The 17894-nt window shown below is 43.5% G+C and carries 15 protein-coding genes; 13 read left to right on the top strand and 2 right to left on the bottom strand.

Annotated elements, in window-relative coordinates; genetic code table 11:
• The 7 genes from MD536_RS01870 to MD536_RS01900 are packed head-to-tail and all read left to right on the top strand — an operon-like array spanning nt 1 to nt 8744.
• Nucleotides 1-2157 carry a bi-domain-containing oxidoreductase gene (locus tag MD536_RS01870; RefSeq protein WP_239595146.1) on the top strand — a complete coding sequence of 719 codons (2157 nt, stop codon included), beginning with the start codon at nt 1-3 and terminating at the stop codon, nt 2155-2157.
• On the top strand, nt 2147-3358 hold the full coding sequence (locus tag MD536_RS01875) for a prenyltransferase/squalene oxidase repeat-containing protein (protein ID WP_239595148.1): 1212 nt from the start codon (nt 2147-2149) through the stop codon (nt 3356-3358). The genes MD536_RS01870 and MD536_RS01875 overlap by 11 nt, the downstream gene beginning before the upstream one ends.
• Nucleotides 3342-4367 carry a DUF354 domain-containing protein gene (locus MD536_RS01880; protein ID WP_239595150.1) on the top strand — a complete coding sequence of 342 codons (1026 nt, stop codon included), beginning with the start codon at nt 3342-3344 and terminating at the stop codon, nt 4365-4367. Before MD536_RS01875 ends, MD536_RS01880 begins: the two co-directional genes overlap by 17 nt.
• On the top strand, nt 4367-5377 hold the full coding sequence (locus MD536_RS01885; protein ID WP_239595152.1) for a Gfo/Idh/MocA family protein: 1011 nt from the start codon (nt 4367-4369) through the stop codon (nt 5375-5377). The genes MD536_RS01880 and MD536_RS01885 overlap by 1 nt, the downstream gene beginning before the upstream one ends.
• A 5-nt stretch (nt 5378-5382) precedes the next feature.
• Nucleotides 5383-6258, top strand: a complete 876-nt coding sequence (locus tag MD536_RS01890) for an aldo-keto reductase family protein (RefSeq protein ID WP_239595153.1) — start codon at nt 5383-5385, stop codon at nt 6256-6258.
• A gap of 9 nt (nt 6259-6267) precedes the next feature.
• Entirely contained in the window at nt 6268-7362 is a 1095-nt protein-coding gene (gene wecB, locus MD536_RS01895; RefSeq protein WP_239595155.1) for a non-hydrolyzing UDP-N-acetylglucosamine 2-epimerase, read from the top strand.
• A complete protein-coding gene (locus MD536_RS01900; RefSeq protein WP_239595156.1) occupies nt 7359-8744 on the top strand; it encodes an undecaprenyl-phosphate glucose phosphotransferase in 1386 nt (461 codons plus the stop codon). The genes wecB and MD536_RS01900 overlap by 4 nt, the downstream gene beginning before the upstream one ends.
• Here the strand turns inward: MD536_RS01900 and MD536_RS01905 are convergent, their stop codons facing one another.
• Nucleotides 8745-9611: a hypothetical protein gene (locus MD536_RS01905; protein WP_239595158.1), complete on the bottom strand. Its 867-nt coding sequence runs from the start codon at nt 9609-9611 to the stop codon at nt 8745-8747.
• A 74-nt stretch (nt 9612-9685) separates the two neighbouring features.
• Between MD536_RS01905 and MD536_RS01910 the strand changes: the two genes are divergently transcribed.
• From MD536_RS01910 to MD536_RS01935, 6 genes are all read left to right on the top strand, one after another.
• Complete coding sequence (locus MD536_RS01910) at nt 9686-10009, top strand: hypothetical protein (protein ID WP_239595159.1); 324 nt, start codon at nt 9686-9688, stop codon at nt 10007-10009.
• A 209-nt stretch (nt 10010-10218) separates the two neighbouring features.
• Nucleotides 10219-10701, top strand: coding sequence for an FKBP-type peptidyl-prolyl cis-trans isomerase (locus tag MD536_RS01915; RefSeq protein WP_239595160.1), 483 nt, complete (start codon nt 10219-10221; stop codon nt 10699-10701).
• A gap of 39 nt (nt 10702-10740) precedes the next feature.
• The gene (locus MD536_RS01920; protein WP_239595161.1) at nt 10741-12165 is read left to right on the top strand and encodes an L-serine ammonia-lyase; all 1425 of its coding nucleotides are present in this window, start codon (nt 10741-10743) and stop codon (nt 12163-12165) included.
• Between the two features lie 74 nt (nt 12166-12239).
• Nucleotides 12240-13958, top strand: a complete 1719-nt coding sequence (locus MD536_RS01925) for a peptidase domain-containing ABC transporter (protein ID WP_239595162.1) — start codon at nt 12240-12242, stop codon at nt 13956-13958.
• Nucleotides 13945-15306 (top strand): HlyD family secretion protein, encoded by a 1362-nt coding sequence (locus MD536_RS01930; protein WP_239595163.1) that lies wholly within the window; start codon nt 13945-13947, stop codon nt 15304-15306. The genes MD536_RS01925 and MD536_RS01930 overlap by 14 nt, the downstream gene beginning before the upstream one ends.
• A 9-nt stretch (nt 15307-15315) precedes the next feature.
• Complete coding sequence (locus tag MD536_RS01935; protein WP_239595165.1) at nt 15316-16773, top strand: TolC family protein; 1458 nt, start codon at nt 15316-15318, stop codon at nt 16771-16773.
• Here MD536_RS01935 and mqnE read toward each other — a convergent pair.
• Nucleotides 16752-17894 carry an aminofutalosine synthase MqnE gene (gene mqnE / locus MD536_RS01940; RefSeq protein ID WP_239595167.1) on the bottom strand — a complete coding sequence of 381 codons (1143 nt, stop codon included), beginning with the start codon at nt 17892-17894 and terminating at the stop codon, nt 16752-16754. The genes MD536_RS01935 and mqnE overlap by 22 nt on opposite strands.

Genomic DNA, 17894 nt, shown 5'->3' on the forward strand with positions numbered 1-17894 from the left:
ATGAAACAGGTTATTCAGAATTTTAAGACCGGAGAACTCTATGTTGATGAAGTGCCCTTGCCCAAGCTCTCCAGTGGAATGGTATTAGTGGAGAATAACTTTTCACTTATCAGTGCCGGAACAGAAAGAAGTACCGTAAAAGTTGCGCAGGCCAACCTGCTAAATAAAGCAAGGCAACGTCCCGACCTGGTTGCACAGGTACTGCAAAATGTAAAAAAAGAAGGATGGAAAGCCACCCTTGAAAAGGTGCGAACCAAGCTGGATTCATTGAAAGCGCTTGGTTACAGTACCAGCGGAACGGTGCTTTCTTCCCTCGACAGAAATGGGAGTTTCCAAACCGGGGACAGGGTAGCCTGTGCGGGACTGGATTATGCTTCCCATGCTGAAATAATAGCGGTTCCCCAGAACCTGGTGGCCAAAGTGCCGGATAATGTTAGCTCTGAAGAGGCATCCTTTACAACATTGGGTGCCATCGCCCTGCAAGGGGTGCGACAGGCAGAACCCAGACTGGGAGAAAAAGTATGTGTGATTGGACTTGGCTTGCTGGGTCAGATCACCGGCCAGTTGTTGAAAGCAAATGGTTGTACTGTTTTCGGAATTGATCTATCGGATTCTTTTGTAAAGATGGCCAACGAATATTCGGCTGATCTTGCCTTGAACCGGAATGATCCGAACCTGCTCGCAGCCTGTGAAAATTTCACCAATGGTCAGGGTTTTGACAGTATAATAATAACAGCTGCTACACAGTCGAGTGATCCAATCGAACTCTCAACCGAATTGTGCAGAAAGAAAGGCAGAATTGTAGTGGTAGGAGCTGTTAAAATGGATGTGCCCCGTGATCCTCATTTTTACCGGAAGGAATTAGAACTTAGGATTTCCTGTTCTTATGGTCCGGGCAGATATGACACCAATTACGAAGAGAACGGCCATGATTATCCTTTTGCCTATGTGCGCTGGACCGAACAACGTAATATGGTTGCCTTCCTCGAATTGCTTTCACGTAAACTGATCAATCTGCAACCGCTGATCACCCATGTATTCGATATTGATCAGGCTGAACAGGCGTATGATATCATACTGGGAAAAGTGAAGGAGCCGCATATTGGCATTCTACTGAAATATGCCCCTAATACAACCAAACATGCAACCCGGGTTGAACTGAAACAAAATCCGCTTGCAACGGTAAATACAGGTTTTATCGGAGCGGGAAGTTTTGCTCAGAGTTACCTGATCCCCAATGTGAAATCTGCTGGTGGTTCACTGGATGGAGTTGTAACTTCAAGAGGTATCACTGCGAAAAATGTAGCTAATAAATTTGGATTCAATTTCTGCTCCTCGGATTTGCAGGATGTGTTAACCAAAGATTCGATCAATACAGTCTTTATTGCAACTCCTCATTCTTCTCATGCCGGACTCACGATCAAAGCCCTTCAGGCAGGAAAACACGTTTATGTGGAAAAGCCCCTGGCAATGAACGACGATCAGCTGGCGGATGTAGTGGAAGCTATGAAGAAGTCAGACAAAACGCTGATGGTTGGCTTCAACCGCAGGTTTGCGGAAGTGAGCAAAAGAATCAAAGCAGAAATGGCCAATTCAGGAGAGCCTATGGTTGTGAATATCCGAGTAAATGGCGGGCATATTCCCAAAGATCATTGGATTCAGCAACCTGAAATTGGTGGTGGCAGGATTATTGGTGAGATCTGTCATTTTATTGATCTGATGCAATATTTCACGGATGCAGAACCCATAAAAGTATATGCTGATTGCATCAGTACGCAGAATGCTGCGATCACACCTGCTGATAATATTTCTATTGTAGTGAAGTTCTCTGATGGATCAGTAGGGAATCTTACCTATCTGGCTAACGGAGATAAAGGAATGCCCAAAGAACTGATAGAAGTATTCTGCGCGGGAAAGATTGGTGTGATCAATGATTTTCGGGATGGGCTGCTGTATAAAGCAGGTAAGGAGATCAAACTCAAATCTCCCGGGAAAGGGCATAAGGAAGAAGTACATGGATTTATTGAATCCCTGCAGAAGGGTAGTGGCAGTCCGATCAGCTTCCGCTCCATTTGTTTGACCACGCTTACCACTTTCCGGATTTTAGATAGTTTAGCAACCGGCTTACCACAAAATATTGAATTCAATGAGCAATAAGATAACAGCCTCTTTTCAGAAGCTTAAAGAATTCTGTGAACAGGAAGAATTCAAGGGATATGATCCGTATGATGGGTTGAACAGCAGTTTTTTTCAAAAGCTTCCCTGGGCACCCAAAAATCGGTTTGCCCGTCTCGTATGGATACAGGCTTTCAAAAGAATGCCATTGAACCTTCGTCCCGTTGTTGGTATAAAAAAAGAATACAATCCCAAAGCGTTGGGTATTTTCCTCTCAGGGTATTGTCAGTTATACAGGATGGATCCAAAAGAGGAATACCTGGAGCGGATTAGTTTTTTTGTAGATAAGATTATAGCCTCAGAAACACCAGGATACAGTGGCGCATGTTGGGGATATAACTTCGACTGGGAGTCGCGTGCTTTTTTTCAACCCAAATTTACACCCACGGTTGTTGCATCTTCTTTCATTGCGAATGCACTACTGGATGCTTACGATATTACAGCAGAACAATGTCTGCTGGATAAAGCCAGAAGTACCTGTGATTTTTTCCTGAAAGATTTAAATCGGACAGAAGATACAGATGGCAACTTTGCTTTCTCCTATTCCGGTAATGATAAGGCTATTGTATTTAATGCATCCTTACTCGGAAGCCGGTTACTGGCAAGAGTGTATCATCATACCGGTGAGGAAGAATTAAAAATAATTGCCCGTAAATCTGTTGCCTTCTGTTGTAATCATCAGAAACCGGATGGCTCCTGGAGTTATGGTACCTATACCTTTCACCAGTGGATTGATAATTTTCACACCGGCTACAACCTGGAATGTTTAACAGATTACCGTGATTTTACAGGAGATAGAAGTTTTGATGCGGTTATTGAAAAAGGATTGGATTATTATTTAAAAACCTTCTTCACCAGTGAAGGGATTTCAAAATACTATAGTAACAAAACCTATCCAATAGATATTCACGCTCCTACACAGCTGGTTATTACGCTTGCCAAACTGAATCGGTTCCAGGAGCACAGGGCACTTATAGATAAAGTAGTGAACTGGACAATTGATCACATGCAGGACCCACGTGGTTATTTCTATTATCAAATCAACAAATATTTTCATTCCCGGATTCCTTATATGCGTTGGTCACAATCCTGGATGTTTTACGCATTGGCTATTTATTTACGACAGGTAAAGGAATTATCACGCCAGTCTAATCCCCGAGTTACTCATGAAAATTTGGTTTGATCTATCCAATTCCCCGCATATCAACATGTTTCATGACATGATCAGGGATCTTGAATCCCGGGGGCATGAAGTGTTGATTACCTGCAGGCCACTTGCGAATACAATTGACCTGCTGAAACAACGAAATCTGGAGCATCATGTAGTGGGAGAGCATTACGGTAAGAACCTATACAAGAAATTATTCGGATATCCGATCAGGGTAAATCAACTCAGAAAGTTTTTAAAGAATAAGCATATTGACCTTGCTGTTTCGCAGTCTTCTTTTCATTCTCCGGTAGTTGCAAAATTACTCGGAGTTCCTTCCATTTATACGAATGATAATGAACATGCAATGGGGAATATCCCTTGTTTCATGTTTGCTAACCTCGTGTTGATACCGGAAAATCTGCCAGTTGAAAAAATTGTCAAAAAAGGAGGATCAGCCAAACGGATCAAACAATATCCGGGTGTAAAGGAAGGGATCTATCTCTGGCAGAAAGGGGAGCAGATACATGTGGCCAGAAAGCAAAATCCGCCGGATAATAAAACTATTTATGTTCGTCCGGAGCCCTTGACAGCACAGTATTACAAAGGGGGATTGAATTTCCTGGACAGTACCTTGGAGGCATTGCAAGATCGTTTTTCAATTACGATATTACCCAGGGATAAAACACAACTCGAACATTACCGGCAATCCAAATTTTCGGGTATACGGGTTCCGGATAAACCGATGCATTTTGATCAGATAGCAAAAGAATGCAGTTTGTTTATCGGCGCTGGTGGATCCATGACTCGAGAACTGGCTATTTTGGGAATCCCAACCATTTCTGTATACCAGGATGAGTTATTGGAGGTTGATAAATTTTTGCTGGAAGAAGGAATTATGGCACATGAGCCCAACCTGAAACCGGAAACAGTTGAGCAGATGATACAGTCGCTGGAAAACAAAGAACCGGATTTGCAACTGATGCAAAAAGGCAAACAGGCATACGATTTATTTATAAGTGAAATATTAAACTACAACAGATAATGGTAAAAGTCGGATTGATCGGAGCGGGTAAAATGGGAATCTCTCATCTCGCAATTTTGGGTGCGCATCCGGATGCTGAAGTGGTGGGTGTTTGTGATACCTCCAAAATGGTAATAGAAGCATTGGAAAAATACAGTCCGTTTCCCTGTTTTACAGATTATAAAAAAATGCTGCAGCAATCCAAACCGGATGCAGTAGTGGTAGCGGTTCCTACCAAATATCATGCTTCCATGGTGAAGGAATTATTGCAGATGGGAATACATGTATTTGTAGAAAAACCTTTCTGTCTTCGTCCCGAAGAAGGAGTGGAGCTGATTCAACTGGCAAAGTCCAGAAACCTGGTAAACCAGGTGGGATATCATAACAAATTTGTAGGCACATTTGAAGAAGTAAAACGTTTGTTGAATGCTGGTGCCATTGGTGATATTTATCATTTTATGGGGCAGGCATACGGTCCGGTGGTGATCAAGCCAAAACAGGATACCTGGCGCTCCAATCCCGAAGAAGGAGGGGGCTGTTTAATGGACTACGCATCGCATGTAATTGATTTAATTAACTACCTGCTTTCACCAGTAAAGTCGGTTCAAAGCAGCAGTCTTAAATCGATCTTTTCAAAACAGGTAGATGATGCTGTTTATGCCATGATGTCGTTACAAAATGGGGTATCCGGAATTTTATCTGTAAACTGGAGTGATGAAACGCATCGTAAGATGACGACCTCTGTCAGCATAAATGGAACAAAAGGAAAAATTGTTTCAGATGCGAATGAGTTAAAAGTATATTTCAAAGATGCCGCCTGTCCTGCAGGTTACAGTCGCGGCTGGAATGTTAAATATGTTACCGACCTGACTGCTCCTGTTGATTATTATCTCCGTGGAGAAGAATATTCTGCGCAAATGGATCACTTTATTAAAGCGATCCAGGGTAAGGTGCCGAATGAGGTGAACTCATTTGAATCCGCAGCAAAAACAGACAATGCCATTGCCTTAATCAGAAAAGCACAACAGTGATGAAGATGGAAAGAATATTATTCGGAGATAACCAGTTTTTTGCGGTCAACCATATTTCAGATGAAAAGTCGATGGCGCAGTCTATCCGCTTTAAGGATGATGCTGCCATCATTAAGACGCTGGATCATGCTATGGAAGCGGGCATCCAGACCTTTATGTGTACTACCCACGACCGGATAGCCAATATTTGCGAGGTGATCCGGCAGCAACCGGAAAAATATAAGGATTTCAAGATTTATCCCTGTATGCCTTATGCGCATAAGTATGCCAATGCTGTTACGGAATTGGGCATCATGGGTACCATCAAACAATATGTTCCCGGTAACTTTTTTGGTTCCCTATTCAAGGGAGGGGTAGCCTTCCTGTCTAAGGATTTTCTTTCCATCATGGAATTACTGATTGATGCTGAAATGAAAATGTTCAAGGGCATCAATACACCTGTTATTTTTTTACAGAACGTAGTTACTGATTTGTTACTTGGATTGGGCATGAAAGATATCCTGGTTGCCTTTCATGATTATGTGAAAAAGAAGTACAATGCGGAAGCCGGATTTATTACGATGAACATGCCTGCTTTGTTAAATATGCTGGAAGAAGGTGGTGTTAAGAACCCGATAATTTGTGCATCTATCAACAAGGTCGGATTCCGTATGTCAGGTGGTAAGGAGTTGTACGAAGAAACCCTTCGCACCCGGCAGTTCCGGGCCATTGCCATGCAGGTACTTGCCGGAGGAGCAGTGTCTCCGAAAGAAGCAATCGAATACGTATGCGGATTACCGAATATAGAATCCATTTTGTTTGGTGCTTCTTCGAGGACAAATATCAATGATACAGTATCCCTGATTCATAAATATGACCAGGTTTACACTACTACCCCTTAATACTCGTACATGAAAATTACCATTGTTGCGGGTGCACGCCCCAACTTTATGAAAATTGCACCGATCATTAAATCAATCCATTGTCGTAAAGCGGCAGGTGCGTCTATCGAATACCGGCTTGTTCATACTGGCCAGCATTACGATAAAAAGATGAGTGCTGACTTCTTTGAACAATTGGGAATTCCGGAACCGCATGCCAACCTCGAGGCAGGAGGTGGAAGCCAGGCCGAGCAAACTGCAGCCATCATGGTGCGATTTGAAAAAGAACTCCAGGAGCATCGCCCCAATCTAATCCTGGTGGTAGGAGATGTAACCTCTACTATGGCCTGTACCATAACAGCTAAAAAACTTTGTATTGATGCTGTACATGTGGAAGCGGGTATCCGGTCCGGAGATATGACCATGCCTGAGGAAATCAACCGGATTGTGACGGATTCCATTACGGATCATTTTTTTACTACCAGTGAAGTTGCCAATGAACACCTTCGCAAATCAGGTGTGGCTGACAACCGCATTCATTTTGTTGGCAATACGATGATTGATACGCTGCACCAGAATCTTAACAGACTGGTACAACCTGAACTTTGGAATGCAGCTGCATTACAGGAAAAGAAGTATTTCTTGCTAACCTTGCATCGTCCTGCGAATGTGGATGATCCGGCCAACCTGAATCACTTATTGGATACCATTATGCGTTGCACCGGTGATTTGCCAGTTGTGTTCCCCGTGCATCCAAGAACAAAAAAAATTCTAGACAGTATCGGTTTTCAGAATGAAAAACTAGTGCTGGCAGAACCCATGCCATACCTTGAATTTATATACCTGGTAAAAAATGCGCTGGCTGTGATTACGGATTCAGGTGGCATTACTGAGGAAGCTACAGTTTTGCATGTACCCTGTATGACGATGCGGGATTCTACAGAAAGGCCTGAAACGGTGACGATGGGTACCAATGAACTCATTGGTACAGATCCCACCAAATTGGAACCGTATCTTGAAAAAATAATGAAGGGGGCTTGGAAAACAGGGGTTGTTCCTCCCCTGTGGGATGGAAAAACGTCGGATCGGATCGTTAAAAAACTGGAAGAACTTTATAATTCATGAACAGACTCTCCTACGTTTTTTACAGAACCATGTTATGGCTTTGGGATATCTTTTCCCTAAATCTGGTTTTGATACTGGCAGGTTTTTTTATAAAACGGGCAGAAGCGTTTAGCCAGGCACCCTATCATGTTTTTTTTGCTGTCATCAACCTTGCGTGGATAGCATCTACTTATTTGACCGGACTTTATCTGGCACAGGATTGGCTGGATTTTGAAGGTTTCAGCAAACGAACTATTAAGGCTTATCTGATAACGCTGCTCATATTATTCTTCTTCACGTTTATTTATCATTTCCCTTATTCTAGGTTATATATTCTCGTGGTGGTTGGTGGTTTTGCCGGTCTCCTGACAATCAACAGAATCGCATTTAATATCCTGATCTTTTTTCTCCGGAGCAGGTTCCGTCTTCAGAAAAATGTAGTGATTCTTGGTTACAATGACAACTCAAAGCGCTTGCTCCGTTACTTTCGGGAAGAGTCCAAATTTGTTCATGTTGCCGGCTGTTTCGAAGACGAGGAAAGAGTAGTGCGTGATGAGAATTTTCCAATTAAGGGAAATCTGACTGATGTAATGCCTTTTGTACTTGAAAATAAGGTAACTGAAATCTATTCTACGCTGGCACCTGAACACTTCCCGGATTTGTATGAGTTAGCCAAACAGGCCGAAAACCAGTTTGTGCATTTCCGTTTTGTTCCGGATTATAAAATCTTTGTCAATCGCAATATCTACGTGGATTTCATTGATAATATCCCAGTTTTATCACTTCGCAATGAACCACTGGAAGATACCGGCAACCGGATTAAGAAAAGACTCTTTGATATCGCATTCAGCAGCCTGGTTATTTTATTCCTCTTATCCTGGCTGATTCCTATTATGGCCATACTGATTAAACTGAGTTCAAAAGGTCCAGTATTTTTTACGCAGATGCGATCCGGTAAAAGCAACCAGCCTTTCCTCTGTATCAAGTTCAGGAGTTTGCGGATGAATGATGATGCCAACAAAAAACAGGTTACCCGCAATGATGACCGCGTTACCAAAATCGGACGGTTTATGCGGAAAACGAACCTGGATGAATTACCACAGTTTTTTAATGTATTTATGGGAGATATGTCGGTTGTAGGCCCGCGTCCGCACATGCTCAAGCATACCGAAGATTTCGCCAATATTTACAAGCAATACATGATCCGTCATTTTGTGAAACCCGGAGTTACCGGCTGGGCACAGGTCAACGGATTTCGAGGTGAGATCACCGACAACCTCTTTCTGCAAAAGCGTATCGAGCATGATATCTGGTACATGGAAAACTGGACTCTCCTGCTGGATATGAAAATCATCCTAATGACCGCTTTTCTTTCTGTAAAAGGTGATAAGAACGCGTTCTGATTAATTTCCTTCCTTTTCTACCAATACCTGTCGGCTTGCATAAAAAATCCGCAGGGAATCTTTGATCCGCGCCGTATCAGCAACGGTTGCAGGCAGTGAAAAATAGAGCCTGAAGGTGACAGAATCTGTCGTCTCCATTTTTACACCACTTTTGATGTCGATGAGCTGATTGTACCGACGCAGCGCCCTTGCTTTTCTATTAGTGGTTTCAATGATGAATTTATAGCGATTGGCTGCTGTAACAGCGTTTAACCTGGTTGTATCAATCAGGGGGCGGCGACTCACTGAATCAACTATTGCAACGGCTGTGGTATCGGTTTGCGGAACCGCTTCCGGCTGAATGCTGGTTACTGTTTCTGTGATTTCTTTTTCTGCTGCTCCTTTCTGCGACCATTTCCATCCTCCCCAGATCACGATGCCCAGTGTGGCTGCGATGCCCAAAAAGATCGCCCATTTCCTTCCATTTCCTGATCCCCCATCATATCTCGGATTTTCCTCAAATACCGAAGTTTTTCTGGTCTCCGGCATACGCTCATCCAGTCGCTCCATTACCATGTCACCAGGCGTAAATTCAATGGAGCCCTCTTTCGCTTTTACCAGCGTACCAATTCCTTCCATATAAAGAGCCTTGCCGATATTGAGAAATTGACGGTTTAGCATAATATAGGACTCCAGATCGGATTTCGCCAGAGCGGTCATTTTACCTGTGTGGGTTCTGATAAACTCCACCAGTTCCGGATTCAGATCCGTATCTGCCGAATTGCTGAACTGAATACCCCCGTTTTCCATAGTAAACGTACCAATGCCTGGTAAACTCAGTTGCTTCTGCTGGTATAAGTATTGTGTGATGAGGTGATCAATTTTCAATGCAATCGAATATTGGTTAAAGCACAAATTAAGTAAAAAAGAGCGGAGAGCTGTATTTTTGCCAAAAGCCAGGAATGCTTACAAAAGAAGAAAAAGATTTTATTATTTATTGGGAGCAAAACCGCGACCGTCAGAAAAAGACGTTCCGGCAGTGGCTGATCGGCCTTCCAATTGGCCTGTTGTTTGCTGTTCCCATTTTTCTGAATTATGCCCTGGGCTGGTATAAAAGAGCCGGAATGGTAGCCGGCAGCCAAAGCAGTCCGCTTATTCTGATCATCGCCATTTTGGCCATTATCACTTTTATGGCCATCTTTTACAAACAATACCAGTGGGATCAATACGAGCAGCGCTACCGGGAACTCAAAGTCCAGCAAGACCGCGAATCCTCCGAGACGTGAGATTTCAGACGTCAAACGTGAGACGTGAGATGTGAGAAGGAACTCAACCTATCCATCCCACCTATGTCTTGCCTCTTCTCCTTTGACCTTTTTCCCTTTCACTTTCTTTCACCTTTCACCCTTCACTTTTCACCTTTCCATGCAACATATCCTACCCTTTGCTGGTCTATACCAGTATCAATATCTATATTCGCGCAAAAATTTGGGAAATGGTGAAAAAGATAATCGTACTCCTGGGAGTTTGTTTAGTGGCAGTGAGCAGCTGGCATTGTAATAAGTCCGATGATAATAACAGTTGCACAGTTGTTCCCCCTGCTAATGAAGAGCAGGCTATTCTCGCCTACAATACAGCTAATAACATCAATGGTGTAAAAGATGAAACAGGCCTGTATTATGAAATAGTTGACCCGGGTACAGGAGGGTCACCCAATCTTAATTCTCAGATCTTTATTAAGTACACCGGTAAACTGACCAATGGTACCGTATTTGACTCACAGAATGATCCGAACCGCACCGGCTGGCGACTGGCTACCCTGATACCCGGCTGGCAGATTGCTATTCCAAAACTCAAAAAGACCGGCAAGATCAAAATGGTGGTACCATCTGCGCTTGCCTACGGTTGTCGCGATAATGGAAACATTCCCGCCAATTCTATCCTCTATTTTGAGGTTGAACTGGTAGACTTTTACTAAGCCTCCGGATTTCCCTAATTTCGATCAAAATTAGCCTGCTTGTCTTACGAGCCGATATCTGTATTTGATATTTTTAAAATTGGCGTAGGGCCTTCCAGTTCACATACACTGGGGCCCTGGCGTGCAGCGCTTGCATTCCTGAAACAAATTGAAGAGCAGGGTGGTCCTGCGCTTATTGAAGACCTGGTGGTGGATCTGTATGGCTCACTTGCCAAAACTGGAAAAGGTCACGGTACAGATGTAGCTGTTTTAATGGGACTCATGGGCGAAGATCCGGTGAGTTGCGAAATTGATTCCATTACTCAAAAAATTGCAGCAGTAAGAAACAATGGAATACTGCAGCTGAATGGCGTAAAGGCTTTGCCTTTTAACCTGTCGCGACAGTTGAAATTTCATATGCAGGAATTTCTGCCAGCACATCCCAATGCACTCAGTTTTCATGCGCTGCTGAAAGACGGCAGAAATATATCTGCCACCTATTATTCCATTGGCGGAGGTTTTATAGTAGAGGAAGGGGTGGAAGCAAAACGAAGCGACCAGGTGGAGCTTCCTTTCCCTATCGATAAAGCAGAAGATCTGCTGCACTGGTGCCGTAAAACAGGGCTCTCCATACATGAGATCGTTGCAGAAAATGAAACCGCCTGGCGACCCGAAAAAGCAACACGTGATGGTGTAATGCAGATTTGGGAGGTGATGAAATCCTGTATGTACAGAGGATGTCACACAGAAGGTGTTTTGCCTGGTGGTTTGCAGGTAAAACGAAGAGCTGCTGCATTAAATAAGAAACTCCTAAGAAACCGGCCCTATGAGGGCTATGAACAGTGGGTGGAAGCAATCCGGGCCGGAGGAAATGATTTTAAATACATTCTCGACTGGGTATCCTGTTTTGCGCTGGCGGTGAATGAAGAAAATGCTTCTTTTGGACGCGTAGTAACAGCCCCAACAAATGGGGCTGCCGGAGTAATTCCGGCAGTGTTGCAGTATTATGAGGTATTCTGTAATGGATCTGAAGAATCCATTTATCAATTTATACTGACTGCGGCTGAAATAGGAAGCATATTCAAAAAAGGCTCTACCATTTCAGCTGCAATGGGCGGATGCCAGGCTGAAATCGGGGTGTCTTCTTCCATGGCCGCCGCCGCACTTACTGAATGTATGGGCGGAACGCAACGCCAGGCCCTGATGGCGGCAGAAATCGCGATGGAGCATCACCTGGGACTAACCTGCGATCCAATCGGAGGATTGGTTCAGGTACCCTGTATAGAACGAAATACTATGGGGGCAATCAAGGCAATTACTGCATCCCAACTTGCCTTACAAAGCGCGCCCGATTTTGCCAAAGTATCGTTGGATGCGGTGGTAAAAACCATGTGGGAAACAGCACTCGACATGAACAGTAAATACAAGGAAACAGCCGATGGTGGCCTGGCTGTTAATATTCCTTTAAGTTTACCTGAATGTTGATCAACAATTCTGTTGAATTGCTGTTATTGCAGCCGGAACTCTCTTTGAACGAAACTTGTAAATGACCTGTAGCTATGGCTAAACCTGGATTGAATCCTGTAAAAAGGATATTGAAGATTTTGCGCTTTCAAAAGAAGGATATTTCAGCCATTTATTTTTATGCTATTCTTAATGGCCTTGTCCAGCTTTCACTCCCACTTGGTATTCAGTCCATTGTTAGCTTTGTTTTAGGAGGAGCCATTTCCACCTCCATTGTCATCCTGATCATAATGGTAGTGATGGGGGTTTTCTTCAATGGCTTTTTCCAGGTTAACCAAATGAAGCTGATTGAAAAAATTGAACAACAGGTCTTTGTAAGATATTCCTTTGAATACGCTCAAACCATCCCCCGGCTGAATCTGAAAAGCGTAGATGGTTATTTTCTTCCGGAACTGACCAACCGGTTTTTTGATATTGCCACTCTGCAGAAAGGATTGGCGAAATTGCTGCTTGATTTTCCAACGGCTACGATTCAAATCATTTTTGGTCTGATTTTGCTTTCTTTCTATCATCCCATCTTTATTTTATTCAGTCTGGTATTTGTTACTGTGGTCTATTTTATTATCCGGATGACCAGTGTAAAAGGATTGGAAACCAGTGTGGAAGAAAGCAATCACAAGTATGAAGTGGGCGGATGGCTGGAAGAAATAGCAAGGGTTGTAACCAATTTCAAATTTTCACGCGATTCTACCTTACATCTGCAACGCACCGATAAAATCGTGACCCGCTACCTGGATGCCCGTACCCGCCATTTCCGAATTCTAAAATTACAGTATTGGGCCCTGATCGGGTTTAAAATAGCCATTACAGCCGCCATGCTGATCGTGGGAAGTATCCTGCTGGTAGACCAGCAACTGAATATCGGGCAATTTGTGGCAGCGGAAATCATCATTCTATTGGTGATCAATTCCGTGGAAAAGTTGATCATCAACATTGATAACGTATATGATATCCTTACCTCCGTTGAAAAGCTGGAGAAAGTAACTGATCAACCGCTGGAGCAGGAAGGAAACAGGGAACTGGTACCTGGTGCAAAGGGTGTTGAGATAGCAGTTAACAACATGAGTTTTTCCTACCGGGAAGGTCATCCTCCTGTTTTGGAAAATATCAATTTTAACCTGAATCCGGGCGAGAAAGTGCAGGTTATGGGTATCAATGGGTCTGGTAAATCAACCCTTATTAAAGTATTAAGTGGTGCCTACCAGCCTTTTGATGGTACGATTACTTATAACAGCATACCCCTGGAGCAATATAATTTTGCTTCTTTCCGAAGTAAAACCGGCATTTTCCTTAGTACACAGGAATTGTTTGATGGCACCTTGTACGAAAATCTTACCATGGGCAATGACAGGATTTCCATGCAGGAAATTATGCGGCTATCGGAAGTAGTGGGACTCCGTTCTTTTTTGAAAAATTCCAAAAAGGGGTTGGAAATGATGATTAATCCGATGGGAGAGCGTTTGCCCAAAAAAATAGTTCATAAACTATTATTATTGAGGGCGCTGATCAACTCGCCATCACTTTTAATTCTGGAAGAACCCTGGTTGGGACTCGAATCTGAATATGCCCAGCGAATTAAGAATTACCTGATGCAGGATATGCCAACCACTACCGCCATCATTGTGAGTAATGATCAGGAATTTGCCAATAGCTGCAGTAAAATAATTTATATGGAAGATGGAAGTATCCGTCATATTGGAAACTGGAATGAAATCAAAGAACAGATAACCAACGATAACAATGGAACACGTTAAAGAAATCATTACCCGGCAGGCTCCGGGAAAGGAATTCGCTTCGTTTGAGTCTGTTTACATGATTAACAGACCCAGTAAAGTCAAATACTGGACCCTGGGGTTACTAGGCTTTCTTGTAGTTTGCCTTTTTTTACCATGGACACAGAACATTCGGTCAAGGGGAGCAGTTACCACACCCCGCCAGGAACAACGGCCCCAGGAATTAAATGCCATCATCGGCGGCCGTATTGTAAAGTGGTTTGTAAAAGAAGGTGATACCGTCAATAAGGGTGATACTATTCTTCAACTGGCGGAAGTGAAAGTGGATTACCTTGATCCCAACCTGGTTTCGCGTACCAAAGAACAGCTCTCTGCCAAGCAGGATGCGGTAGAAAATTACAAGGGCAAAGTAACCACTATCAATCAGCAGTTGCTGTTTTTGCAGCAGGCCCTGGAACTTAAAGTGAGTGAGCTGGAAAATAAAATTCAGCAACAGCGATTCAAGATCCGGAGCGACAGTATGGATTTGCAGGCGGCAGAAAATGACCTGGCATTCAAACAGGAGCAGTACAAACGTCAACGGGTACTCTATGATTCTGGTGTGGCCTCTCTGTTATCATTGGAGCAAAGAAGCCAGGCGGTTCAGGACGCGATGGCCAAACGTACCAGTGCCGAAATCAAACTTGCTAATAGTATCCAGGAGCAAACAAGGCTTCAGTTGGAGTTAAATGGTGAACGACAGCAGTATCTGGAGAAAATATCCAAAGCGGAAGGCGATCGCTTTACTACTTCTTCCCAAATTGCTTCCGGCATTGGAGATATTGCCAAACTGGAAAATCTCTATACAAGCTATGATATCCGGAACCAATTGTATTATGTATTGGCGCCGCAAGACGGGCAGGTAACCAAAGCGCGAAAAGCTGGACTGAATGAAGTTGTGAAAGAAGGAGAGATGTTGGTAGAAATTGTTCCTTCCAATTATCAATATGCAGTAGAGGTTTTTGTAAAACCGGTTGATCTTCCCCTGGTAGCAACTGGTCAGAAAGTCCGTTTTATATTTGACGGCTTTCCTGCAATTGTATTCAGCGGCTGGCCACAGGCATCGTACGGTACATTTGGTGGCATCATAACTGCTGTTGAAAGTTCGGTAAGTGAGAACGGTTTATTCAGGGTGCTGGTTACCGAGGATCCAAAAGATAAACCCTGGCCAAAAACACTCCGGATGGGAACAGGTGCAATTGGTATTGCGCTGTTAAAAGATGTTCCGATCTGGTATGAACTCTGGCGTAATATCAATGGCTTCCCGCCCGATTATTATGTTCCGCAGAAGAATGGAAAAGAAGAAAAGAAAGATAAATCATCGATCTAATTGAATTGCATGAGGGTTTTAGTGATTAGGAGTATAATCTGGCTGATGTGCCTGGTACAGGGCATTCCATTTACCGGACTGGCGCAGTCCCCAGATTCTGTATTGTACACCTTGAGTGAATCAGAATTAGTAGCGATTCTTCGCAAATACCATCCCTACCTGCAGCAGGCCAACCTGCAGGTAGACCAGGCCAAAGCATTTATCCGGGAAAGCCGGGGCGAATTTGATCCGCTGATAGCAGGAGGATGGGATAAAAAAACCTTTGATGATCAGTTGTACTACAATTATTTCAACCCCGAAATCGTCATTCCAACCTGGTATGGAATTGAAATTTATGGCGGCCTGGAGGAAGTTATTGGAACTCGTACTGATATTGAACGATCTCTTGGTAAAACCAGTTATCTCGGGATTAGTGTACCGCTTGCCAAAGACCTGGTATTGGATAAACGAAGAGCAGTTTTGCAGCAGGCAAAGATCATGCTGAATCAAACAGGAGCAGAGCGACAAAATCTGATCAATGATTTACTCAATGATGCACTTTCCGTGTATTGGGCATGGACCCGTAATTACCAGGTGTATAAAATTCTGAATAATGCTGTCCAGGTTAATTCAGATCGGTATCGATTTATCCGGCTTGAAGCAGAACAGGGTTTACGTGCAGCTATTGATACAACAGAGGCGCTTACCCAATTACAGCAGTTCCAGTTAATGGAAGCGGATGCATGGCTGCAGTTTCAGAATGCCGGACTGGAACTATCCAATTATTTATGGCTGGAAGAAAGCCAGCCTTTTGCCTGGAACGATCGCATTGTTCCGGATAGTAGCTGGATGGCGATCAACGACTGGAATAATGATTTACCTGCTTTGGATGAACTGGTTCGGACCGCCAGCCTGGAGCATCCCAAATTACAGTCCTATCAATTTAAACTGGGAGTTCAGGAAATTGAACGGCGACTGAAATTTCAAAGTCTGTTACCCAAAGCGGATCTCAAATACAATCTGCTGAACAAAGGCTATAATGTACTGGATAAAGTGGATCGTGCTTTTCTGGAAAACAATTATAAGGTTGGGATTTCTTTTCAGATGCCCCTTTTCCTTCGCCAGGGCAGAGGTGCCTACCAGGCAGCACAGATCAAAATCCGACAAACCAACCTGGAAATTGACCAGGTTCGATTAGAGATCGAAAACAAAGTGCGGAACTATTACAATGAACTCATGACATTGCGAAAGCAAATCGGCATCAATGAAAATTCCTACGAAAATTATCTTCGTTTGTTCCGTGGTGAAAGTCTGCGTTTCGAAGTAGGAGAGAGTACCCTTTTCCTACTTAATGCACGTGAAAACAAAGTACTTGAATCACTCCAGAAACTGGTTGAATTAAAGACCAAATGGTATAAGTCGAAAGCCAGCCTCGTATGGGCTGGAGGAAGATGGGGATTGCTACCTTATACCGCCGCTTCCGAATAATCCTGGATCACATTGTACAAGGTATCACGCTCAACCGGTTTTCTTCTGGCCTGACGGATCAGTTGAACAAGTTCTGTAGTGGTCATGGTGGGTGATTGTTCTTCTGAGCCAGCCATGGAATAAATCTTGGTGGAGTCATCGATGGTTCCATCAATATCGTTCACACCAAATGAAAGCGTGAGTTGGGCATTGTTTCTTCCCAACATAGGCCAATAGGCTTTCAGGTGTGGGAAATTATCCATATAAAGGCGGGCTATCGCGTACATCCGCATATCCTCTACAATCGTACTTTCAGGAACATGACTCATAGCATTATCCTTATTACGGAATTTAAGCGGGATGAAGGTGTTGAATCCACCAGTCTGGTCCTGCAATTGCCGTAACCTTTCCATATGATCAATGCGGTGATGAAACCCTTCGATATGTCCGTATAACATGGTTGCATTACTGTGCATTCCAAGTTCATGGGCAATTCGGTGAATTTCCAGCCAACCTTCTGCGTCTACCTTATCAGCACAGATCTGTTCCCTGATTTCAGGTGCAAAGATTTCAGCACCACCTCCAGGCAGGGATTGCAGGCCTGCTTCTTTCAGGAATTCCATGCCTTCTCTTCTGCTCATTTTTGCTTTGCGGAACATATAATCCAACTCCACCGGTGTAAATCCTTTTACATGTAAATCGGGGCGATGCGCTTTGATCTTTTTCAGCAGGTCTGCAAAAAAATGAAGGGTCAGTTTGGGATGCACACCCCCTACGATATGCACTTCCGTTACAGGCTGGCCATCGTATTTTTTTACAATATCCAGCATTTGCTCTGCTGTCAGTTCCCAACCTTCTTCCTTATGCGCATACAGCCGCGAATAGGAGCAGAAATTACAGCTGAATACACAGACATTTGTAGGTTCGATATGAAAGTTGCGATTGAAATAGGTGGTATCACCATGTTTTTGTTCGCGTACATGATTTGCCAGTGCGCCTAACCAGGGTAAACTTGCTTGTTCGAAGAGCAGTATCCCTTCTTCCGGGCTTATTCTTTCTCCTCCAAAAATCTTTTCAGCTATGCGTTCCAGTTGTTTGTCTGACTGATTGCCATAAAGTTGTTCAAATACTGCTTGCGTCAT

The sequence above is a fragment of the Flavihumibacter cheonanensis genome, from assembly GCF_022352215.1.
Taxonomy (GTDB): Bacteria; Bacteroidota; Bacteroidia; order Chitinophagales; family Chitinophagaceae; genus Flavihumibacter; species Flavihumibacter cheonanensis.

Bases quoted from the DNA above. Each gene is read 5' to 3' on its own strand.
- MD536_RS01870 (WP_239595146.1), top strand. From the start codon at position 1: ATGAAACAGGTTATTCAGAATTTTAAGACCGGAGAACTCTATGTTGAT.
- MD536_RS01875 (WP_239595148.1), top strand. From the start codon at position 2,147: ATGAGCAATAAGATAACAGCCTCTTTTCAGAAGCTTAAAGAATTCTGT.
- MD536_RS01880 (WP_239595150.1), top strand. From the start codon at position 3,342: ATGAAAATTTGGTTTGATCTATCCAATTCCCCGCATATCAACATGTTT.
- MD536_RS01885 (WP_239595152.1), top strand. From the start codon at position 4,367: ATGGTAAAAGTCGGATTGATCGGAGCGGGTAAAATGGGAATCTCTCAT.
- MD536_RS01890 (WP_239595153.1), top strand. From the start codon at position 5,383: ATGGAAAGAATATTATTCGGAGATAACCAGTTTTTTGCGGTCAACCAT.
- wecB (WP_239595155.1), top strand. From the start codon at position 6,268: ATGAAAATTACCATTGTTGCGGGTGCACGCCCCAACTTTATGAAAATT.
- MD536_RS01900 (WP_239595156.1), top strand. From the start codon at position 7,359: ATGAACAGACTCTCCTACGTTTTTTACAGAACCATGTTATGGCTTTGG.
- MD536_RS01910 (WP_239595159.1), top strand. From the start codon at position 9,686: ATGCTTACAAAAGAAGAAAAAGATTTTATTATTTATTGGGAGCAAAAC.
- MD536_RS01915 (WP_239595160.1), top strand. From the start codon at position 10,219: ATGGTGAAAAAGATAATCGTACTCCTGGGAGTTTGTTTAGTGGCAGTG.
- MD536_RS01925 (WP_239595162.1), top strand. From the start codon at position 12,240: ATGGCTAAACCTGGATTGAATCCTGTAAAAAGGATATTGAAGATTTTG.
- MD536_RS01930 (WP_239595163.1), top strand. From the start codon at position 13,945: ATGGAACACGTTAAAGAAATCATTACCCGGCAGGCTCCGGGAAAGGAA.
- MD536_RS01935 (WP_239595165.1), top strand. From the start codon at position 15,316: ATGAGGGTTTTAGTGATTAGGAGTATAATCTGGCTGATGTGCCTGGTA.
- mqnE (WP_239595167.1), bottom strand. From the start codon at position 17,894: ATGACGCAAGCAGTATTTGAACAACTTTATGGCAATCAGTCAGACAAA.